Below are 10,726 nucleotides of genomic sequence, written 5' to 3'. Positions count from 1 at the left end.
ACTCGGTGTGCCCGGGGCCGTGTAGAAGTACGGGATTCGGGGAACCTTCTGGTCTCCCGCCGCGTTTCCGCTACGTGCACAGTGACATCACGGTGACAGGGTGTGGCGACAGGCGGGGTACGGCTACGATGACCGGCACAAGGACGGGCGGCGCAAGGGAGTCGTCCCCCGGGGCGGCGCCCGCCGGTGCTGCCCCAAGTCCTGCGGACAGGGGAGGCCCCACGCCGGGGCGAGGAGGGCGGGCCATGGTGCAGAAGGCCAAGATCCTCCTGGTCGATGACCGGCCGGAGAATCTGCTGGCGCTGGAGGCGATCCTCTCGGCGCTCGATCAGACGCTGGTGCGGGCATCGTCCGGGGAGGAAGCGCTCAAAGCACTGCTCACGGACGACTTCGCGGTCATTCTGCTGGACGTCCAGATGCCGGGCATGGACGGTTTCGAGACCGCGGCGCACATCAAGCGACGGGAGCGGACCCGGGACATCCCGATCATCTTCCTCACGGCGATCAACCACGGCCCGCACCACACCTTCCGCGGTTATGCGGCGGGCGCGGTGGACTACATCTCCAAGCCGTTCGACCCGTGGGTGCTGCGCGCGAAGGTCTCCGTCTTCGTCGAGCTGTACATGAAGAACTGCCAGTTGCGTGAGCAGGCCTCGCTGCTGCGGCTCCAGTTGGAGGGCGGTGGCAAGGTCCCGGCCGGCGAGACCAAGGAGCCCGCGGGGCTGCTCGCCGAGCTGTCGGCGCGGCTGGCGGCCGTGGAGGAGCAGGCCGAGGCCCTCTCCAAACAGCTGGGCGACGAGTCGACGGACGCGGCGGCGGTGGCCACGGCGGCCCATCTGGAGCGCAAGCTCACCGGACTGCGGCGGGCGCTGGACGCCCTGGAGCCGGGCACGTCCGGCGGTCCGGCGGCCGTCAACGGGGGCCCGTGAGGCCTTGTCAGGAGTAGTACCGGAGGCGTCAGTTCCGGTCTCTCGCGTGTACGACACGAACGGGTGAAGCGGCAGGCACACGTGTCGACCGCCGTCTCCCCCGGTAACCTCACACCCATGGCCTCACGTCCCTCCGCAGCCAAGAAGCAGTCCGCGAAGGCTCCGGCGAAGAAGGCCGCTGCGAAAAAGGCACCCGCGAAGAAGGCGCCCGCCAAGAAGGCCGCGGCGAAGAAGCCCGTGCCCAAACCGGCCCCCAGCCCGACCGGTGGTGTCCTGCGGCTCCTGCGCGCCCTCTGGCTCGGCATCGCCCACGGAGTCGGCGCCGTCTTCCGCGGCATAGGGCAGGGCGCCAAGAACCTCGACCCGGCCCACCGCAAGGACGGCGTCGCGCTGCTGCTGCTCGGCATCGCCCTGATCGTCGCCGCGGGCACCTGGGCCGACCTCAAGGGCCCGGTAGGGGACCTCGTCGAGATCCTCGTGACCGGCGCCTTCGGCCGGCTGGACCTGCTCGTGCCGATCCTGCTCGGCGCCATCGCCGTGCGCCTGATCCGGCACCCCGAGAAGCCCGAGGCCAACGGCCGGATCGTGATCGGTCTGTCCGCGCTCGTCATCGGCGTGCTCGGGCAGGTGCACATCGCCTGCGGCTCACCGGCCCGCAGCGAGGGCATGCAGGCCATAAGGGACGCCGGCGGCCTCATCGGCTGGGGCGCGGCGACCCCGCTGTCGTACACGATGACCGATGTCCTGGCCGTGCCGCTGCTCGTGCTGCTCACGGTCTTCGGGCTGCTGGTCGTCACGGCCACCCCGGTCAACGCCGTCCCGCAGCGCCTGCGGCTGCTCGGGATGCGGCTCGGCGTCGTCCGCGACCCGGAGGCGGACGAGTTCGGCGACGACGACGAACGCTACGACGAGCAGTGGCGCGAGGCGCTGCCCGCACGGCCCCGCAAGCGCGGGGAGCCGCCCGCCGCCGAGCGGTACGACCCCGACGCGGCCGAGCAGGAGGCGCTCAGCCGGCGCCGCGGCAGGCCCCGGCGCTCCGCGGTGCCGCAGCCCGAGATGAACCGGCCGATGGACGCCGTGGACGTTGCCGCGGCCGCCGCCGCCGCGCTCGACGGAGCCGTGCTGCACGGGATGCCGCCCTCGCCGCTGGTCGCCGACCTCACCCAGGGCGTGAGCACGGGGGAGCGCGAGTCGACGACGCCCACCCCCATGCCCGTGCCGGCCGCGCGCCCGCAGCCGGGCAAGCTCAAGAAGGAAGCCGCCCAGGCCCTCGAACAGGAGCAGGCGGGCGCCGTCCCCGACCTCACCAAGACCCCGCTGCCCAAGGAACGGGACCTGCCGCCACGCGCCGAACAGCTCCAGCTCTCCGGCGACATCACCTACTCCCTGCCGACCCTCGACCTCCTCACCCGCGGCGGCCCCGGCAAGGCGCGCAGCGCCGCGAACGACGCCATAGTCGACTCGCTGACCACCGTCTTCACCGAGTTCAAGGTCGACGCCCGCGTCACCGGCTTCACCCGCGGCCCCACGGTCACGCGCTACGAGGTCGAGCTGGGTCCCGCCGTGAAGGTCGAGCGGATCACCGCGCTGACCAAGAACATCGCGTACGCCGTCGCCAGCCCCGACGTACGGATCATCAGCCCGATCCCCGGCAAGTCCGCGGTCGGCATCGAGATCCCCAACACCGACCGGGAGATGGTCAACCTCGGCGACGTACTGCGCCTCGCCGAGTCGGCTGAGGACGACGACCCGATGCTGGTCGCCTTCGGCAAGGACGTTGAGGGCGGCTACGTCATGCACTCGCTGGCCAAGATGCCGCACATACTGGTCGCAGGCGCCACCGGCTCCGGCAAGTCGTCCTGCATCAACTGCCTGATCACCTCGATCATGATGCGGGCGACCCCCGAGGACGTGCGGATGATCCTGGTCGACCCCAAGCGCGTCGAGCTGACCGCGTACGAGGGCATCCCGCACCTGATCACGCCGATCATCACCAACCCCAAGCGGGCCGCCGAGGCGCTCCAGTGGGTCGTGCGCGAGATGGACCTGCGCTACGACGACCTCGCCGCCTACGGCTACCGGCACATCGACGACTTCAACCGCGCGGTGCGCGAGGGCAAGGCCAAAACGCCCGAGGGCAGCGAGCGCGAACTCCAGCCGTATCCGTACCTGCTGGTGATCGTGGACGAGCTGGCCGACCTGATGATGGTCGCGCCGCGGGACGTTGAGGACTCGATCGTGCGCATCACGCAGCTCGCCCGCGCGGCCGGCATCCACCTGGTGCTCGCCACTCAGCGGCCGTCCGTCGACGTCGTCACCGGCCTGATCAAGGCCAACGTGCCCTCCCGGCTGGCGTTCGCCACCTCCTCGCTGGCGGACTCCCGGGTCATCCTCGACCAGCCCGGCGCCGAGAAGCTGATCGGCAAGGGCGACGGCCTCTTCCTGCCGATGGGCGCGAACAAACCGACCCGTATGCAGGGCGCGTTCGTGACCGAGGAGGAGGTCGCGGTCGTCGTCCAGCACTGCAAGGACCAGATGGCGCCCGTCTTCCGGGACGACGTTACCGTCGGCACCAAGCAGAAGAAGGAGATCGACGAGGACATCGGCGACGACCTCGACCTGCTGTGCCAGGCGGCCGAACTGGTCGTCTCCACGCAGTTCGGGTCGACCTCCATGCTCCAGCGCAAGCTGCGCGTCGGCTTCGCCAAGGCCGGGCGGCTGATGGACCTGATGGAGTCGCGGAGCGTCGTCGGGCCGAGCGAAGGCTCAAAAGCTCGTGACGTTCTTGTGAAGCCTGACGAGTTGGACGGCGTGCTCGCGCTGATCCGGGGGGAGTCTGAAGGGTAGGGAACGATACGCGCGGGGATCCTCCGACAAAGGGCACGGCGGCCGGGCGGCCGATCGTGACTCACCCGTTAGGGATCATTGAGCAACCGTTTCCCCACGGCCTACGTCAAGTTGAGGGAACCGACCCACAGCCACCGCACCATCGGGACACGAGGCCATTCCGATGGCGTACAAAGTCCGACCGCCCGGTTGCCCCACCCGTTTGTACCCCCCCTAGACTGAACGTACAGCGCAGGCGGCTATACGCTCGAAAGGCGCCCCCGTGTCCAACGGCAACTCCCCTGAAGACGAGCGTCCGATCGAAGACGTGTCCCAAGACGTTTCCCGAGATGTTTCCGAGCACGTCTCCGAGGAAGCCCGCCCCTCCGTCGGCCGTGCCCTCCAGCAGGCCCGGATCGCCGCCGGGTTGACCGTCGACGACGTCACCACCGCCACCCGCGTCCGCATCGCCATCGTGCACGCCATCGAGGCGGACGACTTCGCGCCCTGCGGCGGAGACGTCTACGCGCGCGGGCACATCCGCACCCTGGCCAAGGCCGTCGGACTCGACCCGGCCGACCTGCTCGCGCAGTTCGACGCCGAGCACGGCGGACGCCCCGCGCCGACCCCCGCCGCACCCCTCTTCGAGGCGGAGCGCATCCGTCCCGAGCGCCGCGGACCCAACTGGACCGCCGCCATGGTCGCCGCGATCGTCGCCGTGATCGGCTTCGTCGGGTTCACCTTCGTCAAGGGCGGCGACGACGGCGGCAATGAGGCCAGCGTCGCAGAGGGGGCCCAGTCGTCGTCCGGCGAGAGCGCGTCGCCGAGCGCCAAGCCGAAGAAGCCCGCCGATCCCAAGCCGGAGCCCAGCGACAGCGCCATCGCCGCCGCGCCGGCCGACAAGGTGACCGTCAAGGTCAGCGCCACCGAAGGCCGCAGCTGGATCTCCGCCCAGGACCACAACGGCCGCCTGCTCTTCGACGGCCTGCTCAAGCAGGGCGACTCCAAGACCTTCCAGGACAACGAGAGGGTCAGGCTCGTCCTCGGGGACGCCGGCGCCATCCAGCTGTACGTCAACGGCAAGAAGATCGAGGACGACTTCCAGCCCGGCGCCGTCGAGCGCCTGACGTACACCAAGGGCGACCCGCAGGTCGGATAGGGCGACCGGGGGGACGAGCCGGCACGGGGCGGGCCGGGGAGGTCGGTGGCGGCCGGGGGCGGCCAACCCCGTCGACATGGGCCGTCGGCGGGACGAAGTAGTCTTGAGCCCATGCCTGAAAGCCGTACCGTCGCACTCGTCACCCTTGGCTGCGCCCGTAACGAGGTGGACTCGGAGGAGCTGGCAGGCCGTCTGGAGGCGGACGGCTGGAAGCTCGTCGAGGACGCCGAGAAAGCGGACGTCGCCGTCGTGAACACGTGCGGCTTCGTCGAGGCCGCCAAGAAGGACTCCGTGGACGCCCTCCTTGAGGCCAACGACCTCAAGGGGCACGGAAGAACGCAGGCCGTGGTCGCGGTGGGCTGCATGGCCGAGCGGTACGGCAAGGAGCTGGCCGAAGCCCTTCCCGAGGCCGACGGAGTCCTCGGCTTCGACGACTACGCCGACATCTCCGACCGCCTGCAGACCATCCTGAACGGCGGCATCCACGCCGCCCACACCCCGCGCGACCGGCGCAAGCTGCTGCCGATCAGCCCCGCCGAGCGGCAGCAGGCCGGCGCCGCCGTGGCCCTGCCGGGGCACGGCCCGACCGACCTCCCCGAGGGCCTCGCCCCCGCCTCCGGACCCCGCGCGCCCCTGCGCCGGCGCCTGGACGGCTCCCCGGTCGCCTCGGTGAAGCTGGCCTCCGGCTGCGACCGGCGCTGCTCCTTCTGCGCCATCCCCTCCTTCCGCGGCTCCTTCATCTCGCGCCGCCCGAGCGACGTGCTGAACGAGACGCGGTGGCTGGCCGAGCAGGGCGTCAAGGAGATCATGCTGGTCTCCGAGAACAACACCTCCTACGGCAAGGACCTCGGCGACATCCGTCTGTTGGAGTCCCTGCTGCCCGAGCTGGCCGAGGTCGACGGCATCGAGCGGGTGCGCGTCAGCTACCTCCAGCCCGCCGAGATGCGCCCCGGCCTCATCGACGTGCTGACCTCGACCCCGAAGGTCACGCCCTACTTCGACCTGTCCTTCCAGCACTCCGCGCCCAACGTGCTGCGCGCGATGCGCCGCTTCGGCGACACCGACCGCTTCCTGGAGCTGCTGGACACCATCCGGAGCAAGGCCCCCGAGGCGGGCGTGCGCTCCAACTTCATCGTCGGTTTCCCCGGCGAGTCCGCCGCCGACCTCGCCGAGCTGGAGCGGTTCCTGAACCACGCCCGGCTGGACGCCATCGGCGTCTTCGGCTACTCCGACGAGGAGGGCACCGAGGCGGCCACCTACGGCGACAAGCTGGCCGAGGACATCGTCGCCGAGCGGCTGGCACGCGTGTCCCGCCTGGCCGAGGAACTCGTCTCGCAGCGGGCCGAGGAGCGCGTCGGCGCGAGCGTGCGCGTGCTCGTCGAGTCCCTGGAGTCCGCCGACGACGGGGACGGCGTCCGCGGCCGCGCGGAGCACCAGGCACCCGAGACGGACGGCCAGGTGCTGCTCACGAGCGGCGAAGGTCTGGCGGTCGGTCGTATGGTCGACGCGAAGGTGGTCGGTACGGAGGGTGTCGACCTGGTGGCCGAACCGCTGCTGGGCTCACCCACCTGGAGCGAGGAGGCCGGCAGATGACCGGAGTCCCGGCGTCCGCGGCGGGCGGCTCCTCCAGTGCGCGCAGGACCGGCCCGCGCGGAGCCTCGGGTGCCGCGCAGGAACCGGCCGAGCGTACGACTTCGGGGGGCGCCGTGGAGCGGGGCGTGACCGAGGGCGGTGCCGCCGGGCGCGGCGGCAAGATCGCGGCCGCCGCCGTCAACCAGGCGAGCGTCTGGAACGTCGCCAACCTCCTGACGATGCTCCGGCTGTTCCTCGTACCGGCCTTCGTCGCGCTGATGCTCGGCAACGGCGGCTACGACCCGGCCTGGCGCTCGTTCGCCTGGGCCGCCTTCGCCGTCGCCATGATCACCGACCTCTTCGACGGCCATCTGGCACGCACCTACAACCTCGTCACCGACTTCGGGAAGATCGCCGACCCCATCGCCGACAAGGCGATCATGGGGGCGGCCCTCATCTGCCTGTCCGCGCTGGGCGATCTGCCGTGGTGGGTGACGATCGTCATCCTCGGCCGGGAACTCGGCATCACCGTGCTGCGTTTCGTCGTCATCCGGTACGGCGTCATCCCCGCCAGCCGCGGCGGCAAGCTCAAGACCCTCACCCAGGGCGTGGCCGTCGGTATGTACGTCCTGGCACTGACGGGACCCCTGGCGACCCTGCGGTTCTGGGTGATGGCGGCGGCGGTCGTCCTGACCGTCGCGACCGGGCTGGACTATGTGAGACAGGCCATTGTGCTGCGGCGGCGGGGAATCGCCGAACGCAGCGCGGCGTTGAAGGGGACGGAAGCTTGAGTTCCACGGCCGCGGACGTGGTCAGACTACTCACGGTCAGGGGCGAGACCCTCGCGGTCGCCGAATCCCTGACCGGCGGAATGGTGGCGGCCGCCGTCACGGCGGTCCCCGGGGCGTCCAAGGCCTTCCGGGGATCCGTCACCACCTACGCGACGGAACTGAAGCGGGAACTGCTCGGCGTCGACGGCTCACTGCTGGCGGCGCGCGGAGCGGTCGATCCCCAGGTCGCCGCCCAGATGGCGGCAGGCGTGCGCAAGGCACTCGGTACCGACTGGGGCATCGCGACGACCGGCGTGGCCGGGCCGGATCCGCAGGACGGACAGCCCGTCGGGACGGTCTTCGTGGCCGTCGACGGACGACCCCTGGAAACAGACGACAGTTCCGCCACCGGCGGAAAAGTGGAGGCGCTGCGGTTGAACGGCGACCGCGCGGAAATTCGTATGGAGAGTGTACGCAGCGTACTCGCACTCCTTTTGAGGGAGCTTGCGGGCGAACAGACCGGGAACGAGCGGGCACAGGATACGGAACGGAACGGGGGGTTTTGATGTTTGCAGCCCTGAGTGAACACGACATCGCTCCCCGCACGGCCGCGGCGCGAGGCGGTACGGTGGGGCGTGAAGGATGCGGCTACGCGGTCCGAGGAGGGAGCCACCGATGATTCTGCTCCGTCGCCTGCTGGGTGACGTGCTGCGTCGGCAGCGCCAACGCCAGGGCCGTACTCTGCGCGAAGTCTCCTCGTCCGCCCGAGTCTCACTCGGCTATCTCTCCGAGGTGGAGCGGGGGCAGAAGGAGGCGTCTTCCGAGCTGCTTTCCGCCATCTGCGACGCGCTGGACGTACGGATGTCCGAACTCATGCGGGAAGTGAGCGACGAACTCGCCCTCGCCGAGCTGGCCCGGTCCGCTGCGGCCACGCCCAGCGAGACCGTCCCGGCACCGGTGCGCCCGATGCTGGGTTCCGTGTCGGTGACCGGCGTGCCACCGGAACGGGTGACCATCAAGGCGCCCGCCGAGGCAGTGGACGTCGTCGCCGCCTGATTTTCGAGAACGTGTGCGGGTGAGGCCCCGGCCGGGGCCCTCCGGGAGACCGGGGAGGTGCGGTCGGGGTTTTCGCATGCCCGGGACCGTTCCGCGTCCCGGACCGGTTCGCGTGCGCCGGTTTGCCGGTCCGTGGCGGTGCGGTCATCGTGGAGGAGAGCGGGGGCGAACCGACGGAGGTGCGGATGTACGTCGTGAAGAGCCCGTTGTCCGACGCGAACCTGAAGACCGTCTCCGAGGCGTTGCAGGGCGGCCTCGTCGACCTGGTGGACCTGGCCCTGGTGGCGAAGCAGATCCACTGGAACGTGGTCGGTCCGCGGTTCCGCACCGTACATCTCCAGCTCGACGAACTCGTGGGCACCGCGCGCACGCACTCGGACACCGTGGCGGAGCGCGCCTCGGCACTCGGGGTGTCCCCGGACGGGCGTGCCGCGACGGTGGCCGTCGGCAGTGGCATCGACGTGACCCCGGAGGGCTGGGTCGACGACACCACCGCGGTGCAGACGATCGTGGACGCGCTGGGCGCGGTGATCGTACGGATGCGCGAGCGGATCGCGGCGACCGGGGAGCCGGATCCCGTGAGCCAGGACATCTTCATCCAGATCACGGCCGATCTCGAGAAACAGCATTGGATGTTCCAGGCCGAAAACGGATGACGCGCCATGAGGTGGGCGCGGACGGCTCGCCGGGCGGCCGCGCTGGGGTTCGGCGTGCTGTGGTGGTGGGCCGTGCTGCGCCTGGCGCTGGAGCCCGGCGCGGGCGTGCTCGAAGGGGCGGTCGCGGTCGGCGGATGGGGGCTGAGCGTGCTGCCCGTGCACTGTGTGCCGCGGTGCCGGGCCCGGGGCGCCTTGGAGGCGGGGCGGTGGCGACGGGCGCTGCGCAGGACACCGTGAGCCGGTTCGGAGCCGTGCGGCGCAGTGCGATTGCGGTCGGTGGGGGCGGGTTCGTGGTCGACCGAGCCCGTGCGACGAGGTTCGACGCGGTGCGAAAGCGCGGCGGCGATGTGGACGCGGCCGGCCCGGCGGTCGAGCGGCGGCGCGGACGGGTGCGGCTCGTGGACGCCCCGGCGCGCGGCAACAACCGACGGAAGGACGGATCTGATGGGTGTCACCGGCCTGGACAGGGATCTCGATCGTCTGAGCCTCAGCCTGGTCGCCGACTTCGCCGCCCCCGCGGAACGCGTGTGGCAGCTGTGGTCCGACCCCCGGCAACTGGAGCACTGGTGGGGACCGCCCACCCATCCGGCGACCGTGGAGGAGCACGACCTGACCCCGGGCGGGGACGTCACCTACTTCATGACCGGCCCGGACGGTGCCAGGTACCGCGGCTGGTGGCGGGTCGCCACCGTCACCGCGCCGACCTCGCTGGAGTTCACCGACGGGTTCGCCGACGCGGACGGGGTGCCGAACCCCGGCATGCCGACGACCACGAACCGGGTGACGCTCACCGAGCGCGACGGCGGCACCCGCATGGAGATGCGCGCGGTCTTCGACACCCGGGAGCACATGGACCAGCTCATGACGATGGGCATGGAGGAGGGGCTGCGGGAAGCGGTCGGCCAGATGGACGCCCTGCTCGCCGACTGAGTCAGCGGCGACCCGGATACGGCGCCGGGGACGGCGCGGGCCCGGCCTGGCAGTTCGGGCACCAGTACGTGGGCCGCTCGCGGGAGCCGTCGCCCTGGTCGGCCACCCGGACCGACGTGCCGCAGCGCAGACAGGGCCGGGGCGACCGGCCGTACACGAACAGGTCCTGGCCGCGCAGGCCCGTCGTACGGCGGACCGGGCGCTCGCGGTTGGCCTCCAGGAGCCTGTGCGCGAGCGCGGGCACTTTCGCCGCCCGGTCGGCGGACAGCTCGCCGACCGGGAGCCAGGGAGTGACGCCGAGCAGGAAGCACAGCTCGCTCTTGTAGACGTTTCCGACACCGGCGAGATTGCGCTGGTCGAGCAGGGCCTCGCCCAGCGGGCGGGCGGGGTCCGCGCGCAGGTTGGCCAGGGCCAGGCCGGGGTCCCAGTCCGGGCCCAGCAGGTCCGGGCCGAGGTGACCGACGGCGCGTTCCTCGTCGGCGGTGCGCAGCAGTTCCAGCACCGGCAGGCGGTAGCCGACGGCGGTGCGGCCGGCGGTGCCGAGGATCACCCGGATCTGGTGCGCCGGGCCACCGCTCCAGCGCTGACCGGCGGCGAAGACCTTCCAGGAGCCGTCCATCCGCAGGTGCGAGTGCAGCGTCAGGCCGCCCTCGACGCGGGTGAGCAGGTGCTTGCCGCGCGGGGTGACGTCCAGGACCCTGCGGCCGGTGAGGTCGGCCGTCGCGTACCGCGGCACGCGGAAGTCGCTGCGGATCAGCACCTCGCCCGCGAGGGCGTCGTGCAGCCGTCGCGCCGCCTGCCAGACCGTGTCACCTTCGGGCATGGGTC

The 10,726-nt window shown here is 71.2% G+C and carries 11 protein-coding genes; 10 read left to right on the top strand and 1 reads right to left on the bottom strand.

The window, feature by feature from the left end; all coding sequences use genetic code 11:
• Positions 1-245 precede the first annotated feature (245 nt).
• The 10 genes from AC4IHM_RS08190 to AC4IHM_RS08145 all read left to right on the top strand — a co-directional run bounded on the left by AC4IHM_RS08190 (position 246) and on the right by AC4IHM_RS08145 (position 9,898).
• Positions 246-929, top strand: coding sequence for a response regulator (locus tag AC4IHM_RS08190; protein WP_490866423.1), 684 nt, complete (start codon positions 246-248; stop codon positions 927-929).
• 117 nt (positions 930-1,046) lie between these two features.
• Positions 1,047-3,776 carry a DNA translocase FtsK gene (locus AC4IHM_RS08185; protein WP_490866422.1) on the top strand — a complete coding sequence of 910 codons (2,730 nt, stop codon included), beginning with the start codon at positions 1,047-1,049 and terminating at the stop codon, positions 3,774-3,776.
• Positions 3,777-4,038: 262 nt separating this feature from the next.
• Positions 4,039-4,914 carry a helix-turn-helix domain-containing protein gene (locus tag AC4IHM_RS08180; protein ID WP_490866421.1) on the top strand — a complete coding sequence of 292 codons (876 nt, stop codon included), beginning with the start codon at positions 4,039-4,041 and terminating at the stop codon, positions 4,912-4,914.
• A 111-nt stretch (positions 4,915-5,025) separates the two neighbouring features.
• Positions 5,026-6,507: a 30S ribosomal protein S12 methylthiotransferase RimO gene (gene rimO, locus AC4IHM_RS08175; protein ID WP_490866420.1), complete on the top strand. Its 1,482-nt coding sequence runs from the start codon at positions 5,026-5,028 to the stop codon at positions 6,505-6,507.
• On the top strand, positions 6,504-7,277 hold the full coding sequence (gene pgsA, locus AC4IHM_RS08170; RefSeq protein ID WP_490866419.1) for a CDP-diacylglycerol--glycerol-3-phosphate 3-phosphatidyltransferase: 774 nt from the start codon (positions 6,504-6,506) through the stop codon (positions 7,275-7,277). The genes rimO and pgsA overlap by 4 nt, the downstream gene beginning before the upstream one ends.
• On the top strand, positions 7,274-7,822 hold the full coding sequence (locus AC4IHM_RS08165; protein WP_490866418.1) for a CinA family protein: 549 nt from the start codon (positions 7,274-7,276) through the stop codon (positions 7,820-7,822). The genes pgsA and AC4IHM_RS08165 overlap by 4 nt, the downstream gene beginning before the upstream one ends.
• Positions 7,823-7,931: 109 nt before the next feature.
• Entirely contained in the window at positions 7,932-8,312 is a 381-nt protein-coding gene (locus AC4IHM_RS08160; protein WP_003973269.1) for a helix-turn-helix domain-containing protein, read from the top strand.
• Between the two features lie 185 nt (positions 8,313-8,497).
• On the top strand, positions 8,498-8,968 hold the full coding sequence (locus AC4IHM_RS08155; RefSeq protein ID WP_490870784.1) for a Dps family protein: 471 nt from the start codon (positions 8,498-8,500) through the stop codon (positions 8,966-8,968).
• 6 nt (positions 8,969-8,974) lie between these two features.
• Positions 8,975-9,205, top strand: coding sequence for a hypothetical protein (locus AC4IHM_RS08150; protein WP_490866417.1), 231 nt, complete (start codon positions 8,975-8,977; stop codon positions 9,203-9,205).
• Positions 9,206-9,412: 207 nt separating this feature from the next.
• Positions 9,413-9,898, top strand: a complete 486-nt coding sequence (locus AC4IHM_RS08145; protein WP_490866416.1) for an SRPBCC family protein — start codon at positions 9,413-9,415, stop codon at positions 9,896-9,898.
• Between the two features lies 1 nt (position 9,899).
• Here the strand turns inward: AC4IHM_RS08145 and AC4IHM_RS08140 are convergent, their stop codons facing one another.
• Complete coding sequence (locus AC4IHM_RS08140; protein WP_490866415.1) at positions 9,900-10,721, bottom strand: Fpg/Nei family DNA glycosylase; 822 nt, start codon at positions 10,719-10,721, stop codon at positions 9,900-9,902.
• Between the last annotated feature and the right edge of the window lie 5 nt (positions 10,722-10,726).

This window comes from Streptomyces sp. SL06 (assembly GCF_058244745.1).
This window is presented reverse-complemented; position numbering and strand designations above follow the sequence as displayed.

What these genes read in the sequence shown, in the direction of transcription:
- AC4IHM_RS08190 (WP_490866423.1), top strand. Translation starts at nt 246, where the DNA reads ATGGTGCAGAAGGCCAAGATCCTCCTGGTCGATGACCGGCCGGAGAAT.
- AC4IHM_RS08185 (WP_490866422.1), top strand. Translation starts at nt 1,047, where the DNA reads ATGGCCTCACGTCCCTCCGCAGCCAAGAAGCAGTCCGCGAAGGCTCCG.
- rimO (WP_490866420.1), top strand. Translation starts at nt 5,026, where the DNA reads ATGCCTGAAAGCCGTACCGTCGCACTCGTCACCCTTGGCTGCGCCCGT.
- pgsA (WP_490866419.1), top strand. Translation starts at nt 6,504, where the DNA reads ATGACCGGAGTCCCGGCGTCCGCGGCGGGCGGCTCCTCCAGTGCGCGC.
- AC4IHM_RS08160 (WP_003973269.1), top strand. Translation starts at nt 7,932, where the DNA reads ATGATTCTGCTCCGTCGCCTGCTGGGTGACGTGCTGCGTCGGCAGCGC.
- AC4IHM_RS08155 (WP_490870784.1), top strand. Translation starts at nt 8,498, where the DNA reads ATGTACGTCGTGAAGAGCCCGTTGTCCGACGCGAACCTGAAGACCGTC.
- AC4IHM_RS08150 (WP_490866417.1), top strand. Translation starts at nt 8,975, where the DNA reads ATGAGGTGGGCGCGGACGGCTCGCCGGGCGGCCGCGCTGGGGTTCGGC.
- AC4IHM_RS08145 (WP_490866416.1), top strand. Translation starts at nt 9,413, where the DNA reads ATGGGTGTCACCGGCCTGGACAGGGATCTCGATCGTCTGAGCCTCAGC.
- AC4IHM_RS08140 (WP_490866415.1), bottom strand. Translation starts at nt 10,721, where the DNA reads ATGCCCGAAGGTGACACGGTCTGGCAGGCGGCGCGACGGCTGCACGAC.